Annotated in this window: 20 protein-coding genes and 1 tRNA gene; 11 read left to right on the plus strand and 10 right to left on the minus strand. The window is 53.1% G+C overall.

Annotated elements, in window-relative coordinates; all coding sequences use genetic code 11:
• The first annotated feature begins 42 nt into the window (after nucleotides 1-42).
• Together RKA07_RS07645 and RKA07_RS07650 are read left to right on the plus strand one after the other, a co-directional pair.
• Nucleotides 43-990 (plus strand): AEC family transporter, encoded by a 948-nt coding sequence (locus tag RKA07_RS07645; protein ID WP_200204773.1) that lies wholly within the window; start codon nucleotides 43-45, stop codon nucleotides 988-990.
• A gap of 45 nt (nucleotides 991-1,035) precedes the next feature.
• A complete protein-coding gene (locus tag RKA07_RS07650; protein WP_310966032.1) occupies nucleotides 1,036-1,635 on the plus strand; it encodes a DUF938 domain-containing protein in 600 nt (199 codons plus the stop codon).
• A 14-nt stretch (nucleotides 1,636-1,649) separates the two neighbouring features.
• On the opposite strand, the gene RKA07_RS07655 is transcribed toward RKA07_RS07650, so the two are convergent.
• Nucleotides 1,650-2,150, minus strand: coding sequence for a lactoylglutathione lyase family protein (locus tag RKA07_RS07655; protein ID WP_310966033.1), 501 nt, complete (start codon nucleotides 2,148-2,150; stop codon nucleotides 1,650-1,652).
• Nucleotides 2,151-2,243: 93 nt separating this feature from the next.
• On the opposite strand from RKA07_RS07655, the gene RKA07_RS07660 reads away from it, so the two are divergent.
• Nucleotides 2,244-3,113, plus strand: a complete 870-nt coding sequence (locus tag RKA07_RS07660) for a LysR family transcriptional regulator (RefSeq protein WP_310966034.1) — start codon at nucleotides 2,244-2,246, stop codon at nucleotides 3,111-3,113.
• Nucleotides 3,114-3,157: 44 nt separating this feature from the next.
• On the opposite strand, the gene RKA07_RS07665 is transcribed toward RKA07_RS07660, so the two are convergent.
• Nucleotides 3,158-3,248, minus strand: a tRNA-Ser gene (locus RKA07_RS07665).
• A 211-nt stretch (nucleotides 3,249-3,459) separates the two neighbouring features.
• Here RKA07_RS07665 and RKA07_RS07670 point away from each other — a divergent pair.
• Nucleotides 3,460-3,990 (plus strand): isochorismatase family protein, encoded by a 531-nt coding sequence (locus RKA07_RS07670; RefSeq protein ID WP_310966035.1) that lies wholly within the window; start codon nucleotides 3,460-3,462, stop codon nucleotides 3,988-3,990.
• A gap of 26 nt (nucleotides 3,991-4,016) precedes the next feature.
• The gene (locus RKA07_RS07675) at nucleotides 4,017-4,685 is read left to right on the plus strand and encodes a cupin domain-containing protein (RefSeq protein ID WP_200204935.1); all 669 of its coding nucleotides are present in this window, start codon (nucleotides 4,017-4,019) and stop codon (nucleotides 4,683-4,685) included.
• Here the strand turns inward: RKA07_RS07675 and RKA07_RS07680 are convergent.
• The 3 genes from RKA07_RS07680 to RKA07_RS07690 are packed head-to-tail and all read right to left on the minus strand — an operon-like array spanning nucleotide 4,633 to nucleotide 7,623.
• Nucleotides 4,633-5,823 carry an MFS transporter gene (locus RKA07_RS07680; protein ID WP_310966036.1) on the minus strand — a complete coding sequence of 397 codons (1,191 nt, stop codon included), beginning with the start codon at nucleotides 5,821-5,823 and terminating at the stop codon, nucleotides 4,633-4,635. The two genes, RKA07_RS07675 and RKA07_RS07680, sit on opposite strands and share 53 nt — an antisense overlap.
• Before the next feature lie 3 nt (nucleotides 5,824-5,826).
• Nucleotides 5,827-6,654, minus strand: coding sequence for a CheR family methyltransferase (locus RKA07_RS07685; protein WP_200204937.1), 828 nt, complete (start codon nucleotides 6,652-6,654; stop codon nucleotides 5,827-5,829).
• A gap of 39 nt (nucleotides 6,655-6,693) precedes the next feature.
• On the minus strand, nucleotides 6,694-7,623 hold the full coding sequence (locus RKA07_RS07690) for a chemotaxis protein CheV (protein ID WP_310966037.1): 930 nt from the start codon (nucleotides 7,621-7,623) through the stop codon (nucleotides 6,694-6,696).
• Nucleotides 7,624-7,811: 188 nt separating this feature from the next.
• Here RKA07_RS07690 and flgA point away from each other — a divergent pair, with 188 nt between their 5' ends.
• The 3 genes from flgA (at nucleotide 7,812) to RKA07_RS07705 (ending at nucleotide 9,516) form a co-directional block, all read left to right on the plus strand.
• A complete protein-coding gene (gene flgA / locus RKA07_RS07695) occupies nucleotides 7,812-8,513 on the plus strand; it encodes a flagellar basal body P-ring formation chaperone FlgA (RefSeq protein WP_200204938.1) in 702 nt (233 codons plus the stop codon).
• Between the two features lie 198 nt (nucleotides 8,514-8,711).
• Complete coding sequence (flgM, locus tag RKA07_RS07700; RefSeq protein WP_310966038.1) at nucleotides 8,712-9,038, plus strand: flagellar biosynthesis anti-sigma factor FlgM; 327 nt, start codon at nucleotides 8,712-8,714, stop codon at nucleotides 9,036-9,038.
• A gap of 7 nt (nucleotides 9,039-9,045) precedes the next feature.
• Nucleotides 9,046-9,516: a flagella synthesis protein FlgN gene (locus RKA07_RS07705; RefSeq protein WP_310966039.1), complete on the plus strand. Its 471-nt coding sequence runs from the start codon at nucleotides 9,046-9,048 to the stop codon at nucleotides 9,514-9,516.
• Here RKA07_RS07705 and RKA07_RS07710 read toward each other — a convergent pair whose 3' ends face one another.
• On the minus strand, nucleotides 9,517-10,260 hold the full coding sequence (locus RKA07_RS07710; RefSeq protein WP_200204941.1) for a cyclic di-GMP-binding domain-containing protein, MshE-related: 744 nt from the start codon (nucleotides 10,258-10,260) through the stop codon (nucleotides 9,517-9,519). It lies immediately after the preceding gene.
• Nucleotides 10,261-10,524: 264 nt separating this feature from the next.
• On the opposite strand from RKA07_RS07710, the gene RKA07_RS07715 reads away from it, so the two are divergent.
• The 3 genes from RKA07_RS07715 (at nucleotide 10,525) to RKA07_RS07725 (ending at nucleotide 13,694) form a co-directional block, all read left to right on the plus strand.
• Nucleotides 10,525-11,088, plus strand: coding sequence for a peptidylprolyl isomerase (locus RKA07_RS07715; protein ID WP_435404613.1), 564 nt, complete (start codon nucleotides 10,525-10,527; stop codon nucleotides 11,086-11,088).
• Nucleotides 11,089-11,110: 22 nt separating this feature from the next.
• Nucleotides 11,111-12,985 carry an FAD-dependent 5-carboxymethylaminomethyl-2-thiouridine(34) oxidoreductase MnmC1 gene (mnmC1, locus tag RKA07_RS07720; RefSeq protein ID WP_310966041.1) on the plus strand — a complete coding sequence of 625 codons (1,875 nt, stop codon included), beginning with the start codon at nucleotides 11,111-11,113 and terminating at the stop codon, nucleotides 12,983-12,985.
• Between the two features lie 76 nt (nucleotides 12,986-13,061).
• Nucleotides 13,062-13,694 carry a CBS domain-containing protein gene (locus RKA07_RS07725; protein WP_200204944.1) on the plus strand — a complete coding sequence of 211 codons (633 nt, stop codon included), beginning with the start codon at nucleotides 13,062-13,064 and terminating at the stop codon, nucleotides 13,692-13,694.
• Between the two features lie 28 nt (nucleotides 13,695-13,722).
• On the opposite strand, the gene RKA07_RS07730 is transcribed toward RKA07_RS07725, so the two are convergent.
• The 4 genes from RKA07_RS07730 to smc all read right to left on the minus strand — a co-directional run bounded on the left by RKA07_RS07730 (nucleotide 13,723) and on the right by smc (nucleotide 23,416).
• On the minus strand, nucleotides 13,723-16,449 hold the full coding sequence (locus RKA07_RS07730; RefSeq protein ID WP_310966042.1) for a Calx-beta domain-containing protein: 2,727 nt from the start codon (nucleotides 16,447-16,449) through the stop codon (nucleotides 13,723-13,725).
• 191 nt (nucleotides 16,450-16,640) lie between these two features.
• Entirely contained in the window at nucleotides 16,641-18,671 is a 2,031-nt protein-coding gene (gene ligA, locus RKA07_RS07735) for an NAD-dependent DNA ligase LigA (RefSeq protein WP_310966043.1), read from the minus strand.
• A gap of 77 nt (nucleotides 18,672-18,748) precedes the next feature.
• On the minus strand, nucleotides 18,749-19,774 hold the full coding sequence (zipA, locus tag RKA07_RS07740) for a cell division protein ZipA (protein WP_310966044.1): 1,026 nt from the start codon (nucleotides 19,772-19,774) through the stop codon (nucleotides 18,749-18,751).
• A 147-nt stretch (nucleotides 19,775-19,921) separates the two neighbouring features.
• Nucleotides 19,922-23,416 carry a chromosome segregation protein SMC gene (smc, locus tag RKA07_RS07745; protein WP_310966045.1) on the minus strand — a complete coding sequence of 1,165 codons (3,495 nt, stop codon included), beginning with the start codon at nucleotides 23,414-23,416 and terminating at the stop codon, nucleotides 19,922-19,924.

The following is a 23,416-nucleotide window of genomic DNA, read 5'->3' on the forward strand; positions in this document are numbered from 1 at the left end:
CTATCATACACACTCAACTCTTCAGCTTTTCGGCCACCTTACATGGATTTGATCACACTCTTCCAACAAACACTGGAAACCACCCTCCCGGTTTTTGCCATGGTGTTTATCGGGCTTGGATTACGAAGGGTTGGCTGGATTGACGATACGTTCGTTCACACAGCTTCTGCACTGGTATTCAAGGCCACACTGCCAACACTGGTGTTTCTGAGCATCATAAAAGCTGATCTCAGCACCTCACTGAATCTGCGCCTGCTAACTTTCTATCTTTTTGCCACCCTCGCCAGCTTCGCCCTGGCCTGGCTATGGGCGCGCTGGCGCGTTGCCCACGAAGATCGCGGTGTGTATGTTCAGGGCGCCTTCCGGGGCAACTGCGGTATTGTCGGGCTCGCACTGGCAGCGAACCTCTACGGAGACTTTGGTCTTTCGGCGGGTAGCATTTTATTGGCTGTAGTCATTCTTTCCTACAATGCGCTTTCTGTGATCGTACTCACTGCCTATCAGCCCGGGCAATCCGCCCAATGGCACCGTATTTTTCAGGATATCCTGCGCAATCCGCTGATACTTTCAGTATTCGCCGCCATCCCTGTGGCCTGGCTTGATCTGCAATTGCCAGAATGGATTCTTACCAGTGGCGACTACTTTGCATCGCTCACCCTTCCACTGGCCTTGTTATGCATCGGCGCAACCGTGTCCTTCAGCGCCCTGCGCAATGACAGCTCAACGGCATTTAGTTCATCCCTGATGAAAATGGTTTTCTTGCCAACACTGTGCACTGGCGCTGCCTGGGCGGTGGGTTTCTCGGGGCCCGAGCTTGGCCTACTGTTCTTGTTCTTCGCGAGTCCGACAGCAGCTGCAAGCTTTGTGATGGCCAAGGCGCTTGGCGGCAACGACCGATTGGCGGCGAACATCATTGCAATAACCACACTGATGGCAAGCGTCACCGTAACCTTGGGGGTATTTGTCCTGAAGGGCGCTGGCCTGATATAAACATCTGTCTACGCTCGAACCTCCAACAACCAATCAGAGCCTCCAATGACTGACGGAAAGCCGTACTCCCAAGCCTGCGAGAACAACAAACAAGTTATTCTCGAAAAGATTGCCACTGTGTTCAATGAGCCTGGAATTCTATTGGAAATTGGCACAGGTACCGGGCAGCATGCGGTTCATTTTGCCCAGCACCTTCCGCACCTTCAGTGGCAGCCCAGCGACCACCCAAGTAATGCTCAGCTGTGTATGCCTTGGCTGGAAGATGCGAACCTGCCCAACATCAACACCCCCTTGCCTCTGGATGTCAGCGCGCCTGACTGGCGACTCCCGCCAATCAATGGTGTTTTCTCTGCCAACACAGCACACATCATGTCCTGGCCTGAGGTTGAAGCAATGTTCCGGGGCGTGGCTGCCATTCTCAATGCGGGCGAAGCCTTCTGCCTGTACGGGCCTTTCAACTACGGAGGCCAATTCACAAGCCCCAGCAACCGGCAGTTTGATACTCATCTGAAGCAGCAAAACCCGGAAATGGGTATTCGGGATATGGATGACCTCAAACGAACCGGCGATGCGATCGGGCTGGTTCTGGAATCCGACTTCGAAATGCCTGCCAACAACCGGTTGCTGGTCTGGAGGCGATGCTAGCATCGGGGCCGGCCTCAGTATGCACCCTCGCTGTATATCAGCTCGTAGCTGTGGCTATAAATCTCCACAATGTTACCAAACGGGTCTTCCATATAGATCATGCGGTAAGGCTTTTCGCCTGGGTAGTAGTACCGCGGCTTTTCCATTCTCTTCTTGCCACCCGCCGCAACAATCCGATCAGCTAACTCTTCAAGATTCGGATCCTGCACACAGAAATGGAAAATGCCGGTTTTCCAATATTCAAAGTTATCTTCCGGGTTAGTCTGATTTCTGAACTGGAACACCTCTACCCCAACCCTGTCACCGGTCGACATATGAGCAATTCGAAAACTCCCCCAACCTTTCCCGAATACTTCTGTACACATTTCACCAATGGCACTTTCATCCTCGACGATTTCAGTCGGTTCCATGATCAGATACCAACCCATCACCTCGGTATAGAATTTAACCGCTTCTTCCAGGTTGGGGACTGAAAGCCCAATGTGTGAAAAGTTTCTTGGATATACGTTACTCATGCTCTGCTCTCCTGTTTAAACCTCGCTTCAGGTTACAAATGCAGAGTGATTACGTAAAATTATCATTCGTCATAACAATGAGTACGTTTTGTAATGATTAACACGACATGGCTACGCAGTTTCTGCACGCTGGTTGAAACAGGGCACTTCACTCGTACAGCTGAGCGCCTCCATATGACTCAATCCGGCGTTAGCCAGCATGTACGGAAACTGGAAGATCAATTAGGAGTAGCGCTACTTCTAAGGGAAGGTAAGCAGTTTTCACTCACGGATGCAGGCGAACGCCTTTTCGCTGAAGGGCGCACTCTCATTCAGGCGCTATCGAGTCTTGATCAACGAATAGCGGAGGATCCTCCATACAAGGGGCTGGTTAGGCTGACGTCGCCAGGAAGCATAGGTCTTAAGCTTTACCCGCACCTTCTTGAGTTGCAGAGCAAGCACCCCGAACTGTCGATTGACTACCGATTCGCACCAAACACGGATGTTGAAAATGCGATCGCAGACTACAAATCCGATATTGGATTCATGACCAGCGCCCCAACCCTCGAGAAAGTGAGCTGCCAAGCGATTGCACATGAGCCCTTGCTTCTGGTGACACCTGCGAATGTCTCTGAGCCAAGTTGGGACGCGTTAACACAGTTAGGCTTTATCGATCACCCTGATGGTGCCCATCATGCCAACATGCTGCTTAGCGCCAACTTCCCACAGTTTCAGCACAGCAATCTGTTTAAAAGGAATGGCTTCTCAAACCAGATTGGCTTGATCCTGGAACCGGTTAGCATGGGATTGGGATTTACCGTATTGCCGGCTCACGCAGTTGAGGCCTTCAATCGGCCGCAGACCATCAAAAGCCATCAATTGACGAAACCCGTCAGTGAGACCTTGTACCTTGTCGTTCGGCGCGAGCAGTCCTTGCAGAGCAGAATGCATACAGTGATTGCGGAAGCCAGAAAGTGGCTTTGACACGTACAATAAAAAACCCCAGCACTTCTGCTGGGGTTCAGTATTGGCGGAGAGAGAGGGATTCGAACCCTCGATACGCTATTAACGTATACACACTTTCCAGGCGTGCGCCTTCAGCCACTCGGCCACCTCTCCAATAACCTGTTTCAAATCAGCAATATCGTCGCTCATTTGAGGGCGCAAACTTTAATGGTTTTAGGGGCGCTTGGCAACTCCCTTGGGATAAATCCCGGCAAAATTTCCGGTTTGCACCAATAATAGGCAGTAAGGTGCTCGCTACTCGCGTTGGGAGTATCATGGCATTTCCAATCTGTTCAGTATGTTATTCAAGCCTGGGGGGCTATCCATGCTAATGAAACCCGACCAATCGATTCTTTTGCTGATAGACGTTCAGGAAAAGCTGATGCCAGCCATTGCCTATGGCCAGGACGTAGTCAGCCGATGCATAACCCTCGCAACAATTGCAGGACTTTTGGATATCCCCGTTGTGGCAACCGAGCAGCTGCCAGAAAAACTGGGGCCAAATATAGAGGCGGTGAAGGAGCTTTGCCACCACACGCTTGCAAAGTACCACTTTGATGCCTGCCCCGACGGATTGGTGGAAAGCCTACCCGAAGGTCGGCAGCATATTATTATTGCCGGCTGCGAAACCCATGTTTGCATGATGCAAACGGCCCTCAGCCTGATTGATGCGGGTTACAAGGTATGGGTTGTTGCCGATGCTACAGGGTCCCGGAACGAGTTTGATCGGGATGTTGCGCTTGATCGGCTCAGCGCGAGCGGCGCGCGTATTGTCACGGTCGAGATGGCTGCCTTTGAATGGATGGGGCACTGCAGGCACCCCGCCTTTCGTGATATTCAGATGTTAATCAAGTAACTCGACAGTTCTCGAAGAGGCACATAATGCTGAACATGGATTTTGACCGCAGGGTGGTCATCCACACAAACGAACAGGAATGGCTTGCCAGCCCTGCCAGCGGCGTTGTCAGAAAGCCGTTAGCAAGGGAGGAAGCCGAGCGAGGCCATGCTACCAGCATTGTTCGCTATGAGCCTGGCGCCTCATTCAGCCGGCATGAGCACCCTCTCGGCGAAGAAATCCTGGTGTTGGAAGGTGTATTTTCGGACGAAAATGGTGATTACCCTGCCGGCACCTACTTGAGAAACCCGCCCGGAAGCGGGCACGCCCCGTTCAGCAAGCCTGGCTGTACTTTACTGGTAAAGCTGCACCAGTTTGATGAACGAGACCTCAGCACCGTGCGAGTCGACACCAGCAATACCGACTGGTTACCCGGGATCGGTGGCCTTGAAGTAATGCCGCTGCATGAATTTGAGCACGAGCATGTAGCGCTGGTGAAATGGCCCGCCAATGAAATATTTCAGCCTCACCGACACTTCGGAGGCGAAGAAATATTCGTTCTTTCAGGTGAGTTTTGTGACGAGTACGGGCGCTATCCTGAAGGTACATGGATAAGGAGCCCGCACTTGAGCCAGCACCACCCGTTTGTGGAGCAAGAGACGGTTATCTGGGTAAAGACCGGCCACCTGCCCCTCGAGTTAACCAGAACACCATAAGCAGCCCGTGGATGACCAGGAAGGGTACAGCGACCATGACGAGCGCAGACCAGCCAACCCATGACAGTATTACCCCGGCCGACAAGGCCGCTGTGGCCTGGGAGCCGAACACGAACACATCGTTGAGGCCCTGAACCCTGAACCGTTCCGCATCTGTATAGCCACGCGGCAACAATGTGGTGCCGCCCACAAACAGAAAGTTCCAGCCAATACCCAGCAACACCAGCGCCGAAAGATAATGGTGAAATTCGATACCGCTGGCAGCCAGAACAATGCACCCAAGATAAGCAAGAAGCCCGGCCGCCATCATAAGGGGTATACCGACAACCCGTGTAAGCCAGCCACTGATGAGCGATGGCAAATACATGGCCATGATGTGCAGCTGGATAACACGCTTGGCATCATCCAGATCATGCCCCGCCATTTCCGTCATGCTGAGTGGCGTTGCCGTCATGATAAAGCTCATCACGGCATAGCCGATCGCAGCGCCGCTGATGGCCACCCAGATCAGCGGGTTGGCGAGAATTTCTTTCATTGGCCGGCCGCCGCCGCTCGCGTGAGCAGCCCTTACCAACTCACTCTTCGCCCGATAACCCAGCCCCAGTATTACAAGCGCTGCAAACTGGACAGCCGCCAGCGCAAGCCAGCTTGTGAGAAACGGATGATCTGTTCCCGCCCCACTGCCTAGTGCCGCAATCTCAGGCCCAAGCCAGGCAGCAATGAGACCGCCAAGCAACACTCGCGAAGCAGCTGACCCAGCCATGCTGGGAGGCACTGATTCCATCGCAGCAAAGCGATACTGATGCACCACTGCCAGCCCGGTTCCACCAACCACTGCCGCCAGACAAAGCAATGGGAACAGGGCCAACCACGAAGCCAGGGCGCCAAGAATGCCCGCCAGCATCCCCATAGAGGTTCCAAGCAGCATTACCTGCTTGCGCCCCAACCGCTCCATCAACCAGGTAGCAGGCTTGATTGCAAGTACAGTGCCCACCACCACCAATCCGACAGGCAGCGTTGCGTATTCCGGGGCCGGCGCCAACAGACGCCCCTGAATGCTTCCTATAAACACAATAAAAGGCGCTGTGCACATGGCTAGCGCCTGGGCAGCTACCAGCACCCATACGTTGAAAGGCATTGCTTATTTTTTCCTGTAAATGATTCCGGGGTGACACTGAACCATTTCGTAAAGGTCCGGCAAGCCATTAAGCGACTCTGATGCGCCCAAAATCAGATAGCCTCCGGGATTGAGGGTGGCGTGGATACGGGTGAGAATATCCTTCTTGTGGGCTGCAGAGAAATAGATCAACACGTTGCGGCACATGACAATGTCGAACTTGCCCAGCATATAGCGCTCAAGGAGGTTAAGCTCCTTGAACTCCACCATGCTTTTGATTTCGGGCCGAATCTGCCAGCCGCCATTTGCAGAAGGTGTAAAAAATTCTCTCTGACGTTCAGGTGACAAGCCCCTGCCAATAGCGATCATCTCGTACTCACCTCGGCGGGCGACTTCAAGCACGCTTTTGGATATATCCGTCGCAGTTACCTTAACATTGCGTAGTTTGCCGGGCTTCTGGCGCCGAAACTCATCCACAATCATACCAACCGAGTACGGCTCCTGACCCGTCGAACAGGCAGCTGACCAAATTCGCAATGGGGTCGCAGGCGAGCGCTCGGCAAACTCAGGGAGCAGTTTTTCCTGGAGAATACGGAAAGGATGATTATCACGGAACCACAGGGTTTCGTTGGTGGTCATTGCATCGATCACCACCTCTCTGAGGCTTGCCCTGCCAGATTTTTTCAAAAGCCCAAGCAGATCACCCAGAGAATTCAGATCGTTTTCTTCCAATATCCGCCGCAAACGGCTTTTCACCAGGTACTGCTTGTTTTCGCCCAGCAAAATACCACACGCATCCTGCAGGAACGATTTGAAGGCTTCATATTCCTGTGGGGTAATTTCTGCTTTCATTGGATCTCAGTTCTGTATGAATTTCCTGCCGAAAAAGCGTCAGCTCTGGTCTAACACTTCCATGATCCGTTCAGCCAGCTCATCCGGACTGAACTTTGCCATAAAATCATCAGCACCGACTTTCTTCACCATCGCCTTGTTAAACACACCGCTCAGTGAAGTATGGAGCATAACAAACAGCCCACTGAGTGCGGGATCACTCTTGATTCGCGTGACCAGTGTATACCCGTCCATTTCGGGCATTTCCACATCCGAGATAATCAATGAAAAATGATCGGTTGCCTTTGAGCCATCCGCCGTCACTTCCTTGAGGTATTCGAGCGCCTGTTTCCCATCGTTCCGCAATATTACTTCCATGCCAATGGCTGTAAGACAGCGCTCTATTTGCCGGCGCGCAACCGAAGAGTCATCCACCACCAGAACTGGCAGATGCCCCGTCACTCTTTCCGCACTTTTACTCCGAACTGCTTCAGTCACATCATCGCTACTCGGAGAAACTTCGGAAAGAATCTTCTCTACATCTATGATTTCCGCCAACTTGTCATCAATTTTAGTGACAGCTGTAAGATAGATATCCTTACCCGCCCCCTTAGGAGGAGGAAGAATGTCTTCCCAATTCATATTCAGGATCCGATCGACGCCCGTAACCAAAAAACCCTGGGTCTTTCGGTTGTACTCAGTGATGATCACAAAACTATTGGGCAACTCCTCCTGAGGAATACCCGGCAGGCCAATAGCCATACTCAGATCAATAACCGGAATGGTTTCACCCCGAGTATGTGCCACACCACGAACCACCGCACGGCTGTTAGGCATGGAATACAGCTTGGGGCACTGCAGCACTTCCTTCACCTTAAAGACATTGATGCCGTATATCTGACGCCCACGTAAACGGAAAAGCAGGAGCTCAAGACGGTTTTGTCCGACCAGCTGCGTGCGCTGATTTACACTATCCAATACCCCTGCCATCGCAGTCTCCCCTGGCCAGTAATTAGCACCGGCATACATTTTGCTTTCTATTACGTTAAGTTGTCAGGACGACGCGATAACGTCGCCTGAAAGCGGTCAGGCCTGTTTAACGGCCAGAACGCCGCAATCCTTAGGTATTTTCAGTAGCATTTGCCGTATTACTGACAGCATAGGACAAACCAGCAGATATGCGCACCCAGCTTTTAGTATGGATCATGCTCGCAGCGACATTCGCCAACCAAGTGCAGGCAAGAACAACCGCCGACGAGATTCGCGAAGCAACAGCAGCATTCCTTGAGACCTTTGCCGCAACCCAGACCGAAAGAGGCTACAAAGTTGCCTTTGAGACCGGCAACATTGACAACAGGCTTGCATTAGCCGCCTGCTCTGACGATCTGGATATAGAGTTCACAGGTGATCCATGGAAAAGTGAACACCCGTCAGTTCAGATAGCTTGCGCCGGCGATCGCCCGTGGCGAATGTTTGTAACGACCACGGTATCCATCAGTGGCCCTGCCCTGGTCGCCGCCCGCCCGCTCGGAAGAGGTGAACGCGTAACAGGCAACATGCTTGAAACCCGCGATGTTGTGCTTAACGCCAGCCGACGGGGAATAATAACTGATTCACAGATGATTGAGGGCATGATTATACGCCGGCCCGTAAACGCCGGCTCGGTACTCACTCCTGATCTTCTGGACGCACCAATCGCTGTCAGCCGCGGCGATCATGTTATTATTACCGCCCGCCGGGGGCCCTTTTCAGTGCGCTCCCGCGGTAAGGCTCTGGCCAGTGCGTCGGTGGGTGAGCAAGTACTTGTGGAAAACCTTGGCTCAGCCCGCACGGTAAAGGCGAATGTAACCGCTCCCGGGCATGTTGAAGTGCCGATGTGACATGCTCACGGCAACCCCCTTCCGGCGGCAAAAACATGCCGGCGGAGCACCCCGCCCAAGGCGGGATCAGGTTTGTGACAAAATGCTAACAAGATTTGATAATTTGCCCCTAAAGTATGCCAGCCACTAGCCGTTAAGTGGATATAAACCAGAGTCAGCCCACAACATGTGTGGCGTCACCGTAAAGCAGGTATTGATATGTCAGTTGACTTAAATGGAATTGGCCAAGGCCAGGTCAACACCCAGAGAACCACGGCCGACAAGTCCGCTAATGCTCAGAGCGCCAAGCAAGCAGCCCCCGAGCAGGCAAATGCCAAGGCTCAGAGCGCCCGCGGCGAAAACGTAAACCTGAGCAGCCAGGCCCGAAACCTCAAGCAGCTGGAGCAAAAGCTGGGGGATTATCCTGAAATGGATGACGAGCGAATCGAGCAAATTCGTTCAGCCTTGGAAAACGGCACCTATAAAATTGATGCAGGAAAACTGGCCCAAAAAATGCTTGATATGGATGAAAGCATTTTTGGGTGAGTAAATCATGGCTGCAATTGATGATCTGAAGAATCTCCTTTCGCTGGATATCCGTCAGCTTGAAACCCTGGCGGATATCCTGAAGAACGAAAAAACTTGCCTGTCCGGCTCCGATACAAAAGCACTCGATACTCTGACGCGAGAAAAAAACGCGATCTTGGGGGAAATTCGAGAACGTGCCAAGCAAAAAATCCGCACGCTTGTGGCAATGGGGTTTCGACCAGACTCTGGCGACCCCTCCCGCTTTATTCGCAGTGCCGGACTTGATGAGCTTTACGCCCTTTGGCAAGAAGCCGATTCAAAGCTTCGGGAATGCCATGTTCTCAATGAGAATAACGGGCGTATCATAAACCATCTTCAAAAACGCCTTACCCGGCTTACAGACATATTCCGGGGCGCCTCAGGCCAGCAAAAACTATATGGTGCAAAGGGCCAGCAAACAACCGTATCAAGCCGAACTGTGCTTGCCAGCGCCTGATTATCTCGTATAGATAGTCATTCTGGAATCGGGGTGAAAGCTGATGTCCTGAATACTGACGTTGCCCATGGATGGGCTACCCCCACCCCTGACCCGAATGTTGTCCATGCGGATCTCCTCAATTCGCTCAGGGAATGCCATGGATACCCGGCCATTCTCTGCCACCGTGTAACGTGGCTCCCCTTCACGATAATGAACTCCGGTGATCGTAAGGTCTGAATCCAGAACATTAAGTACCGGGAAAAACACATTGGCTGTGAGCTTCATGCCTTCTATGACATCCGGCTCCACTTGGCCGGCACCCTCGTCGGAACCAGAGCCGCCAGCCATACTGCTGACAATATCAACCCGATCAAACAAAGAGCTGTTGCCTTGTCCCGCAACTGCCGACAGCTCATCCTCTGTCAGCGGCGACATTCCAGCCGCATCAAATAACTGACCGGCTTCTGCCACCTGAGCGGCATTGGCGTTATTACTCGCTGCAAATGTAACCAAAGGCTGAAATGGTAGTGTTGCCATGGTGACCATTGCGGCAGCGCTACGATAACGGGACTGGTGCTTCAACACACGGCCGAGTTCTTTCTCGGTTATCCAGCCTGCCGTGATGAACACCTCACCCAGCCGTATACCGCTCTCACGCTGTAGTCTGAGCCCCTCCTCAACCTGGCTCTCTGACAAATAACCACGATTAACCAGCAACCGCCCGAGTCGTGACTTTTCCTCAAACCCTTTATGGAATCTCACTAAGCCTCTCCCATTTCCCGCAGTGATTACCGTACAACCCGGCCCGGTGAGTAAGTTACTACTTAATTAGTACCAAAATATTAGCTGATAACCGCACATTCTGCTCAGACGTGTATCCCGTAAAATCAAACATATCTGTTAAGATCAGAGCACTGATTAACTTCCCTGATTATTACAGGAAATTCACTCACGACTACACTAAGCGAGATCCCGGTAATGACAAATTTGGTAAAACCCTTGAGCATTGTGATCCAGGTCGTACTTATGTTTCTTGGCCTGTCGCTGGTTACACTTAATGCAAGCGCCCAGACCAATGCAGATAGTGCAACCCAGGAATTGCCAAAAGTGCGCATCCTGACCAACCAGGGTGCTATCGAATTGCAACTTCGCCCAGACGTAGCTCCGGAAACCGTAGAAAATTTTCTGCAGTATGCCCGTGAAGGTTTTTTTGACGGCACAATTTTCCACCGGGTTATACCGGGATTCATGATTCAGGGCGGCGGGTTTACAAAAGACATGACCCGTAAGGACACCCATTCACCCATCAGAAACGAAGCCTCTCCAACACTGCCTAATCTACGTGGCACTGTTGCTATGGCAAGGACGAATGCTCCCGATTCTGCCACTTCCCAGTTTTTCGTTAACGTCGCAAACAACGATTTTCTGAATGCGGGTGTTCGGGGAGCCGGCTACGCAGTTTTTGGAAAGGTAACAGCCGGAATGGGCGTGGTAGACAATATTGCCGGAGTGAAAACTGCACGTGTGCGTGGAATGGCCGATGTGCCCGTAACCCCTGTAATCATTGAAAGCGTTACTCTGGTTGAGTAACGCAACACGGCCCGGCACCGCCATGAACCGCTCACCTGTTCCGCCCGCTATAACGCCAGCGGAAATGAGCTGGTTCGATGGCATGTCAGAATCCAGTCAGGCATACATCGAGCTCAATCAACTGCCCGCACGTTTTTCTGAGGTTCCGGAGGCAGGTCATTTTGTGGTTGCCGAAAACTGTTTCGGCTCGGGCCTTAATTTTCTTGCCACATGGCAGGCTTGGCAAGCTTTTGGTCCATCGCATTCAGCCACTCTGCATTTTGTCTCCGCTGTGCCGTTTCCGCTAAGCCGTGAAGATCTTGAAAAAGTGCTTTCCCGGTGGCCAGAGCTGAACAACGTCTCGGCTGAACTGATTGCCAACTACCCGGCACTGATTCGTGGCACCCACCGCTTGGTATTGGCTGGTGGCAGTGTGCGCCTGACCCTTATATTCGGTGATACGCACAAAGCTTACGACACTCCATCTTTTATGGTCGACGCCTGGTTTCTTGACGACTGCTCGCACGCCGCAAGCGGGGAAGTAGACCCAAACAAGACCATCAAACACGTCTGCAAGCACAGCAAGCCCGGCACCACACTCGCTGCCGTAAAAGCTAACAAGGCATTCCAGTTCGCGCTCGAAGAAGCAGGATTTCACAAAATCTCCTGCGATAAACCCGACGTTCAGCCTGGTAGTTTCAGCGGAGTCTTTCAGCCCGAAGATCAGCCTTCTCTGACACAGGGCAAGTCTGTGGAATCAGGCTTTTCTGTTGCAGTAATTGGCGCCGGCATTGCAGGCTGCCTGCTTGCAAACAACCTTGCGCAACGAGGCTATTCCGTCACGCTCGTTGACTCCGCAAACGACGCTGGTTCCGCCGCCTCCGGAAACCTGCAAGGAGCGATGTACGTCAAGCTAGGCGTGGAGTTTAATCACCAGACCCAACTCGCACTCTCTGCGCTGACGTTCAGTCAGCGCTATTACAGGGTTCATGGAGGGCCATTTTGGCATCCTACTGGCCTGCTTCAACTAGCCTGGAATGACAACGAGCAGGATCGTCAGCGCCGGTTTATCGAGCGCAACCAATACCCGCAAGATGTCCTGCAACAAGTATCCCGGGAAAAAGCAGAAGTACTGACTGGCGCAACACTGGAGACCGGTGGATTGTGGTTTCCGGGCAACGGGTGGCTTGAGCCAAGCAATCTCTGCAAGGCACTTACCGTGCACCCTCGCATACAAAAACTGTTTGGTTGCTCCATAAGGCAAATGGCTGCATCCGGTGATGAATGGCTCCTGTTCACACCAAACACTGACAGCCCGAACATCACAGCGAACAGAGTTGTTATTTGTGCCGGGCACCTGAGCCCGCAACTGATTCCAGGCTCAGGTACGTTTCGCTTCAAGGCCATTCGGGGGCAGGTCACTCATCTACCTGAACCCCTTGCCACCCGGCACCGAGCAGTTATCTGTGGAGCTCGGTACCTCAACCCTGCCCACGGTCTTGAAGGTCAGCAGCAGGCGGTGATTGGCGCCACCTTTGATCTTCACAGCCATGAACCATATCCCACAACCGAAAGCCACCGTGAGAATATCCGGGCCCTTTCTGCCATGGTTCCGCAAATGATGCCACCCCACATGGCAAGCGAGGATCTGCCAGAGCAACTTGGTGGCCGTGTTGGGTTTCGGTGCACAACCCATGATTATCAACCGGTTGCAGGCCCCTTCTATGACGAAGACGGAATCGTTGCGGCGGGGCTTTACCTTTTTACGGGCCTGGGTAGCAAGGGTCTTACCTATGCGCCCCTGCTTGCAGAATTTGTTGCAGATCAGGTTACCGGGCAACCAACTGCTCTGCCCGAGTCCCTGGCCAAAAAACTGGCTACTGGCCGTATGCACAGGCCAAATGTGGCGTCTTCGTAATCAATTTTAGCTAATGCTCCGCGCCAAGGCGCCGATACACATAACAGATAGGTCTGTTCTCCAGAGGGTAAGACAGGTGTCCATTTTTGTTAGCGAACCAGGTCGTCCAGTAGGGACAAGGTTGCCGGAAGTATTTCGGGGGCGACGCGTGGGTGATGTCAGCGAGCTGACAGAGAGCCAGGCCATCAATCCTGAGCGTGGCGAAGCTACGGATGCCGAGTTTCAGCTTGCTGCACGGTCGGGTCGACATCGTGCACTGGAAGAGTATGGCGCTGCCGCTTCAGGAGAGCGCAAAGACCAACGGCCCTATCTGCCGGTATCGTCCATCTGCTCACCTGTACTCTACTCATTACCCGCCTCTGCGACGGTAGCCGAAGCGATCACCATGCTGGACGAGCAAGGCGCCAATCATCTGGTGGTAACGGCTGATACGCACATTGCGGGGCTGGTAGCCCAGCAATGGCTTCTGGCATGGCTCCACGAACACCAAGCCGATGCAATGAATCAAAGCCTGACTCAAATAGAGTTGCCAGCATTCCTTACGGCCTCTCCTGAAACAGATGCTCACCAGCTAGCAAGACTGATGCTGGCACACCAACTTAATGCCGCCCTTGTGATTGATGCCAAAGGCGAACCCATGGGTGTTGTTACCAGCACTGACTACCTTCGCCTGTACGCCAGCGTGGGCGGACAGCAGGGTAGTGTTTGAATATCAAGAGCAGCAAACATTCTGCAGACTAGGGTGTCAGCAGCGCACCTTCAGGACTTAGCAGTAATATCGTCCAGTCCGTCCCAATACGTGCCAGAGCCACCACTTCGTCATCCCGGTAATTAGCCAGCCTTGTAACTTCCGAATTCACAGCATTCATCTGAAAGCGCCACTCGTTACGGTATGCCGGAGCTTCTGCACCCGGTTCGTCTTCGGGTACAAGAGACACCCGGGTAACGATCCCGGTTTGTGAGCCGCTGGTTAATGCTGAGCCGGTGAAATCACCATCAGTAACGCCTCCGGCAATCAAGTCTCCGAAAAAGCTGGTTAGTGCCGCAAACTGCTCGCCAGAAACGTCGCTTTCATCATTCATGTTAAAGGACCGAACAATCTCGCCGTCGATTGTATAGCCCAGTATGAAGCCACTCGGGCTGGAGCCTGATTGACTTGTCAGACTCAAATTGTCTTCGCCGTCCTGTACTACGGTGTATTGGTGGTCGCTGTTTCCTAGCAACCACAAAGTGGTTCCTTCTGCTACGCCATCAGTAACATGCTCATTTGCATCTGTGCCCCGCTGGCGCACGTTAAGTTCACCTTCTTTCGATACCGCACTGTAAAAATAGGCATCTTCGCCGCCCAACGAGGGCTCACCATTGACCATACCCGTGGCAGAGCCAAACAATATCGGACTTAGCCCCGAAGCCCTTGCGCCAGCGACACGGTCGTCTCCAATGGACCCTGCTTGGCGAGTCCAGGCTAATGTCGGAGCAAAGGTGTTCCCGTCAGGCAATGAATCTATACGCTGCAGGAAGCTGTCAAAACCGCCAGCAGATGTTTGATTCGGCCATACACCCTCGGTTTCGCCAGCCAGCACGACAAAACCGCTTGCAGGATTGATACCCGCCCAGCGAACTATGTCGTCGGAATCTGTACCAGTGCGAGTTGTCCAGATTTCCACGTACTCACCAGCATTAGATGCCTCGTCATACCAATACAACGAGGAAACAACATCCTTCCCGCCGATCCCGGTCGTACCACTGGCCGGGCCCTCCGCAGTGTATGCCACTACAAGTTCATAACGGATCGTACGGATATTATTTTGAACCACCTCACGTCTTGCCACGCCAACTACCGGATCCGGTGCTGCCAATTGGTCGCCGGGCTCCGAGACTGGAAGCTGCTGCTGCAAATCCCCTTTCTGGTCGTATATCTTCACGAATACACGGCCACTATCGCTGCTATCGTACCCACCTACGAACATTTTGCCCCCATGCCCTACCGCAACATCTGTTGCAACAAAGCCAGCGCTGGAGCCAACGGTCAATGGCCATCTCAGCTCATTAATGCTGACGCGAAGCATGTCTTCGCTTTCAGCTCGGGCGTAGCTCTCTCGGCCGAGCTGATAGAGCGTATCCAAACCAAGCAGTATAAAACGATCATCGGGACCGGCATTGAAGTAGGAAGCCGGGTTCTCAACAGTCACTGTGAAGCTAACTTCATCCGTGCCCTCGGGGAAAACCAACTCGTCGTTCAGAAGATTGGTTCTAAATTCGGTATTCAAGCGCGCTGACGAATCTTCCGTATGACCCAGCTTCGCACGAACCTCCCCATTCCGTTCACCGGTCAGGCGCGCAATATAGGTACGGGAATCGCCCACATTCAGCGCATCCCGTGCTCCACCTTTGGCCGTCTCAAGAGTTACCTTTGGTTCGTTGTCATCAATGACAAGGTTGGTGCGCGCACCCTCATTGGTCGGTCCAACCGCAGCAAGGCCAGAGCGCACTTCTGTCAGGTGTAACTGCGCAACTTCTGTAGGCTCGGCAAAACTATCATCCACAACTTCCAGTCGAATGTAGCATTCGGTAATGCCGGGTTCGAAGGTGATTACGCCACCTGTATATACACCGGGATAAGTCCCTGATGTGTCAGTTTCATATGTGAGGTAGGGGATGTTTTCGAGCAGAGCTCCACTACCACTGCCCAAGGCTACAATATCGGTACCGGGGATAGCATCGCCAGTGTTGGCACGGCTATGATCACAACGTTGATGCGGCGCGGAATAGTTCGGATCGCAATTTTGTGGGTCGTAGTCCGATTTCAACTCGAAAGCGACAGCCACGCGAGTTACTGATGGACGATCCAGCAGTACTTTTACGAAAACCGGCCGGGTGGGCAACGTAAGATCAAGGGGAGTTGCAGTAACTGCACCATTAGAATCATAGGTATTAACGGTAAAACTGTGCTCACCAGGAGTTTCCAGATCGGGCAACTCGCAGCGCTCCCGATTACTGTCTGGAATTGAGGGCGATTCACCTTCTGTAAACGTCTCGGCTTCGAGCGAAAGCACGTTGTATTTTACTTCAATATCGAAAGGCATTGAGCCTGCCATTCGCCCATCAGTGCTAACCAGATTGATATTCTTCAGCTTGCCCAGATCTGCATCACCTCGGGCACCACCACTCAAGCCGGGCACACCACGCATGATAATGCCTTGTCGCGCTTTGTTGCTGGTGTCTTCCAAAGCCAGCCAGGAAGGCGCATTGGTCAGCGAGTAATCAAGTATGTCCTCACCGCCATAAGCACCAAAGTTGTAATAATACTCAACGCCCAAGTAGGCAACCGCTGGTGGAATACCCAGAATAGTTGGTTGGTCAGGGTCCTTCTCGGTTTTACAGCCCGCAGCAATGAGCGTAAGCGACAGAACAATACTCACCTGCAAAGCGGTGACAGGGCGGGGAAACAACTCGGCGCGCATGGAAAAATCCGTTTCAGAACGTTGTTGTTATAGCAGTGCGTATACCCTGGCAGAAACCACCGATTTACACACAGTTACATAGTGACTCCATGTTAGCCAGTTTCGGAAACGGGGTATCTGCGCGAGTTCTCAGATTCACCGGCCAGCCAAACTTCGTTGCGGCAGTTGCCCAAAAACTGTGAAGCCAGTGCTTATAACAGCTGGTGTTCCTTAAGCATATCCACCAAAGCCGCTTCATCCATAACCTGAACGCCAAGTTGTTCGGCTTTTGTGAGTTTGGAGCCCGCGGCCTCACCTGCCACCACACAGGAGGTTTTTTTCGACACGCTGCCAGCCACCTTCGCACCGAGGGATTCCAGCTTTGCCCGGGCCTCATCGCGAGTCAACCCGGATAAGGTGCCAGTCAGCACCCAGGTTTGCCCCTGGAGGGGCCTCTCGCCGGTGGTAATGTGTGCTTCCTGCCATTCCACACCCGCAGCGCGAAGAGCCTGGAGAGTTTCACGGTTATGTGGCTGTTCGAAAAAGCTCTTGATGTGGCCAGCGACAATTGGCCCAACATCGGGTACTGCAATGAGCGCATCTTCGCCTGCTTCTGCTATGGCTTCCAGAGTGCCGAAATGCGATGCAAGGGACTTTGCCGTTGCTTCACCCACTTCCCGAATCCCCAGCGCGTAAAGAAAGCGCCAGAGCACTGGCCGCCGGGAGCGATCAATGGCTTCAATCAGATTAGCCGCCGACTTTTCACCCATTCGCTCCAGACGGGTCAAGTCTTTGGTAGTTAAAAGGTAGATATCTGCAACGGTCTTGACCATGTTCTGGTCAACCAGAATATCGATCCACTTATCGCCAAGCCCCTCGATATCCAGGGCTTTTCTGGAGGCATAGTGGCGGATAGCTTCTTTTCTTTGGGCAGGACAAAACAGGCCACCAGAACAACGTGCGATTGCTTCGCCTTCAATCTGGATAACATCTGAGTCACAGACCGGACATTGTTTGGGTAGCTCAACCGACGGTGCGTGTGCCGGGCGCTTTTCCAGAACAACCTTCACAACTTTTGGAATAACGTCACCAGCTCTGCGGATAAATACCGTGTCGCCAATATGAACATCCAGACGGCGTATTTCATCCATGTTGTGGAGAGTGGCATTGCTCACCGTCACCCCCCCCACAAACACCGGCTTCAAGCGCGCAACCGGTGTAACAGCACCAGTGCGCCCTACCTGAAACTCAACATCTTCCACAACCGTCAACTCTTCCTGAGCGGGGAATTTCTGGGCAATAGCCCAGCGAGGTGCACGGGAAACAAACCCCAGGGTTTGCTGGTACTCCAAGCGGTTTACCTTGAATACGATGCCGTCTATTTCATAGGGCAGCTCACCGCGTTTTTGCAGTAGTTCTTCATAAGCCTCCAGGCATTCCGCGGCGCCCACAGCCTTACGCATTTCAGGATTAATCCGGAATCCCCATCGCCGAACCTGCTGCAAACCCTCCCACTGTGTGTCCGGCAACAAGCTCTCATCTGTAACCGCAACACTGTATGCGCACATTTCCAGTGGCCGTCGTGCAGTGACCGTTGATTTCTTCTGCCGCAAGCTTCCGGCCGCTGCATTGCGAGGGTTTACAAAAGCTTTTTCGCCCTGGTTTTCCAGCCTCGAATTCAGCGCCTCAAAACCGGCAAGAGGCATGTAAACCTCACCTCTTACCTCCACAAGATCCGGAACATCACTGCCTCTGAGCCGCAATGGCACCGATGGGATAGTGCGAATATTAGCGGTGATATCTTCGCCGGCATAACCATCACCCCGGGTTGCCGCCCGCGTGAGGGAACCGTGTTCGTAATGCAGACTGACCGCCAGGCCATCCAGCTTGGGCTCACAAACATATTCAACGTCTTTATCTGTCCCCAACCTCTCCCGGACCCGACGGTCAAAGTCACGGAGTTCGTCTTCATTGAAAGCATTGTCGAGCGACAGCATGGGCAAGCGATGAACAACTTCCTCAAAGCTGGTTTCCGCACTGCTTCCTACCCGCTGAGTAGGCGAGTCCGCAGATTTCAGTTCCGGGTGCTCTGCCTCGAGGGCCTGAAGTTCCCGGAACAGGCGGTCATACTCTGCGTCCGGGATGCCGGGATCATCCAGCACGTAATACCGGTAATTGTGTTCATCAAGGGCAGAACGCAATTCCTCTACCCGTTTGATAGTTTCCGGTAACGGCTTGTTCATAGCTTGGTGCTCTTGGCTGTCAAAAAAATGCCCGGACAAGCCCGGGCATCGTTATTTCAATTCTGTTCCAGGCCGGCTCAGTGGCGTGGCGTTTGCTGCTTGCGCTCAAACTCACGGATGCGCTGCCGGCAATGCTCTATGGTTTGGGCTGTCATCACGCTGCGCCGCTCATCTTTGAGTTCACCACCAAGATTACGAACCACACACTGGGCGGTTTCATGCATAAAATCAAAGGCCTGAAGCGCATTGGTTGGCCCAGGCATACTCATAAAAAAGCTGATGCCGGGCGTTGTCATGGCCGCCACGTCATTCGGTTTGAACGTGCCCGGCTCTACGGCGTTTGCGACGCTGAATTGAACGGGGCTGGTGGTATCTTCTGCCTCATGCCGATGATAAATTTCCATATCTCCGTGAGCCAGGCCGCATGCTTCAAACAATTTCTGCAAAGCGCTTCCGCTGAATTCTTCCCCCTGACGAGCAAGCACGTTAATAACGATAACCTCACGGGCTTCCGGGCGATTGGCTCCCGCCAAAGGCTGATCTGTACCGGTTGTTTTCTGCGGTTCTCGACGGGCGGTATCTTCTTCAACATCAATAACCGGACTATCAGCAGGCTCGGAAACAGGCAAATCTTCCTCTGATGCCCCCCAACCGGTATCAGCAGTTACATCATCCAGTTCAGCAGACGACAACCTGACTTCATCGTGGCTTTCATCTGTGTTTTCCAGTTCCCGGCCATCTACATTATCTTCGAGGGACTTATGCTCCCATGAAGTGTCATCAGATGAAAACTCAGTTTCCGCAAAAGTTTCCCGAACAGGTCGTGTTGGCTTCTGTTGCTTTGTCTGAAAGCGCGATGGTTTTTCACGTCGCACGTAGCCACGTTCTTCCAAAGTATCTTTTGAAATCGCCCTCGCCCCACCGTTGGGAAGCTCAGGATTATGGAAGTCATCCAGCGGTGACTCTTTCAGGTCATCAACACCCATACCGGATGAAATCGCAATAGATTCTTTGCGGGCTCGACGCATTCGCCTTAATCCGTCGATAACAATGGCGATGATAACCAAGGTGCCGATGGCAATTAACCATTCCCTAAGTGACATAGTGCTGCTGTCCTGTTTGCAGATCAGATCCGGGGGCGAATAAAGGGCCCCGGTTGATACTCTAAAAAAAGCCTGTAATGAATACAACGCAAAGCCGCATCACATGGCCTTTTTGTCATTCTTGGCGGTTTTCTGGTCAACACGTTTTCAGGCTTCAGCCAGTGCGGCCGCCTCTTCCACATCTACAGTAACCAGGCGAGAACAGCCGGGTTCATGCATGGTAACCCCCATCAGCTGGTCCGCCATTTCCATAGCAATCTTGTTATGGGTTATGTATATAAATTGTACCTGTTTTGACATTTCCTTGACCAGATTCGCATAACGCCCAACGTTTGCATCATCCAGGGGGGCGTCAACTTCATCCAACATACAGAATGGCGCCGGGTTAAGCTGAAAAATCGAGAATACCAACGCAATGGCCGTGAGCGCCTTCTCTCCACCTGAAAGCAAGTGGATGGTGCTGTTTTTCTTGCCTGGCGGGCGCGCCATGATCGCCACTCCCGTTTCCAGGAGGTCTTCACCTGTCAGTTCCAGATAAGCGTTGCCACCACCAAATACCTTCGGGAACAATGCCTGGAGGCCTGCATTCACTTGATCAAACGTTTCCTTGAAGCGCTGACGGGTTTCCCGATCGATTTTGCGAATCGCAGTATCGAGAATATCCAGTGCTTCGGTCAGATCGTCATGCTGGCTGTCGAGGTAGGTCTTACGCTCGCTCTGCACCTGATACTCATCAATCGCCGCAAGGTTAATGGCACCAAGCCGCTGAATACGATTACCAATTTTTTCCAGCTCTTCTGCCCATTCACCCTGGGTGGCGCCTTCCGGCAGTTGCGGCAATATTTCCTGCAACTTCACATCCAGCTCTTCAAGCTGCTCTATGTGATTACCCGCCCGGATCTCGAGGGCCTGAGATTCCATTTTCAGCTTTTCCAACCTGCTACGAACGTCCTGCACCCGGTGATCGGTGCCACTTCTGCCCTGCTCTTTTTCCCGTACTTCGCGATCGATTTCTTCCAAGGCATCACGGGCCGCTCCAAGCTTTTCCTCTTCCGCAAGCCGTCGATCCAGCAGCCCTTCAAGCTGCATTTGCAGATCTTCCACGGGTTCTTCCGCGCTTTCCCGGGACTCTCTGAGCATTTCAAGCCGTTCTTCCAACCGTTCTTTCTGCAGCTGCATGCGGTCTATCGTCTGGCTCAATCCATCCCGCTGGCTGCTCAGGGTTTGCAGTTGTAATTGCAACTGATGGGCATGATCACGATCATGACGGGCTTCCTGGCGCAGTCCATCAAGCTTTTCTCTGAGCAAGTCGCGCTGCTCGAGAAGGCGTTCTTTTTCGTCATCACCGTCTTCGGCCTGCTCTAGCGCCTGCTGCCATTCTTCACGGGCAATGCCGAGATTTTCCTGCTGGCCTTCGAGGTTCAGCGCCACATCCGACGCATCCTCCTGAATTCGTGCAAGCCGAGCATCAATCTGCTCCGCACGGGCACGAAGACCACTGATTCTGGACACGACCAGGCTGAGCTCACGATCAGTTTCGCTTAGCTGCGCCTGAGCATCGTCTCTTGCAGCTTCTGCCCGCTCTGTCCGCTCCTGTAGCGCTTCATATCGAGCAAGCACCTCTTCCAAGGAGTGCTCTGCCTGAGCCAGTTGCTCCGTCAGCTCGTCAACTTTCTTTTGCCGCTCGATAACGCCAATCTGACTGACATCAGAATCAGGCATCAACACCCAATCCTTCGCCACCCACACACCTTCACGGGTAATGATGCTGCGCCCTTCAGCCAGCTCCAACCTCTGCGACAAGGCCTCCTCAAGAGTGTCAGCAACGTGGATGTCCGCCAGCATGACGGTTACCGCAGAGACCCCTTTCGCTTTAGCTGCAAGGCTATAAACGGGTGCATTGCCCCCAGTACCTGCCTCGATTAAAGCAAGGCCTTTTGGCGCACTCTGCAAGGCCGTTGAAACAGGCTTGATCTCTGGTACCAAGAGCCCCTGACTCAGGCGACCAATGGCCTGCTCTACCGCAAACTCCCAGCCATCATCTATTCGCAGCTCGGCCGCAACACGTGGCAGATCACTAAGCCCGTGCTCTGCCAGCCACGCCTGCAGCGTGTCATTCTGCCCGCCCATTTGCTCATCCAGGAGCGACTGCTGGGATTCCAGTGCAGCCTGCAAACTTTGAACCCGCTGCCGGACTTCTGTCAGGCTTTGCTCAGTATCGCGCTGAGCCTGCCGGGCATGCTGCAACTCATCCTGTTCCGCCTCAATGCGCTCTGTCATTTCCTCCCGCTGCAGCGCCAGTGCTTCCTGCTGCTCCTGGAATTCCTGGAGTTCATCCCGATCAATCTGGCCGTCCAGCTGCGCCTGCTCTTCCTGAAGTTTGCGCTGACGGGCAAGAAGTTGATCTATAGCTTCCTCAAGGGATTTGATGCGTGACTGGGCAAGCTCTGCCTCACGGCGAGCATCGGCAGACCGTGAGCTGAACTCCTCCCATCGCTGCTGCCATTCGCTCATGGCATCTTCCGCCAGTTGAAGCTTCTCTCCCGATTCCTCCGAACGGATAGCGAGGGCTTCCTGCTCAGGCTCAATCATTTCCAGCTCTTCGCGGATAGCAGACAGTTTGTCTTCGTCCTGGCTCAGCTCGCGAGTGAGCTCACGCTGGTTGGCCATGGCCTGATCCAGTTCCATTGCTGTCTGCCGGCTGCGCTCCCGCTGATGTTCAAGGCTCTGCTCAATGCGGGCAATATCGGCGCCAGCCTCGTAATAGCGAGCCTGAGCACGATTAAAATGCTCTGTGCGCTCGTGGTGGCTGTCACGAAGGGATTCAAGGGACGTTTCAAGGTTGATGCGTTCAGTAAGCTGCTTTTCAAGCTCCAGCTCTGTGTCGCGGATTTTGCTACGCCAGGATTGAAGATCATTATCGAGGGCTTGCCAGCGCAGAACCGTAAGTTCGGCTTTTTTCTGGCGCTCCTCCTGCTTGTAGGCTTTGTATTTTTCTGCAGCGGCAGCTTGTCGCTCAAGGTGCTGTAACTGCCGGCCCAGCTCTTCACGAAGATCGGTGAGGCGCTCAAGGTTTTCCTGGGTGCGCCGCATTCTGTTTTCCGTTTCGCGGCGCCGCTCCTTGTATTTTGAAATGCCTGCAGCTTCCTCGATATAAACTCGAAGCTCTTCCGGCTTGGCTTCAATCAGCCGTGAAATCATACCTTGTTCAATGATGGCATAGCTTCGAGGACCAAGGCCGGTGCCAAGGAACAGATCAGTAATATCGCGGCGTCGACATTTCGTGCCGTTCAGGAAATACTCAGACTGGCCTTCCCGGGACACTCTGCGCCGAACGGAAATCTCGTTAAAGCGCGCAAATTCGCCAGGTGCAGAGCCATCTGTGTTATCGAATACCAGTTCGATAGACGCCTGCCCAACCGGTTTACGGGAGCTGGAGCCATTAAAGATAACGTCAGTCATGGATTCGCCACGGAGGTACTTGGCGGAGCTCTCCCCCATTACCCACCGAACGGCGTCAATAATATTGGATTTACCACAGCCATTAGGCCCGACTACTGCAGTCAGGTTGGTAGGGAAAGGAACGGTAGTGGGATCAACGAATGACTTGAATCCCGCAAGCTTGATGGACTTCAGGCGCAT

The sequence above is a fragment of the Marinobacter xiaoshiensis genome, from assembly GCF_031631795.1.
GTDB classification, from domain to species: domain Bacteria; phylum Pseudomonadota; class Gammaproteobacteria; order Pseudomonadales; family Oleiphilaceae; genus Marinobacter; species Marinobacter xiaoshiensis.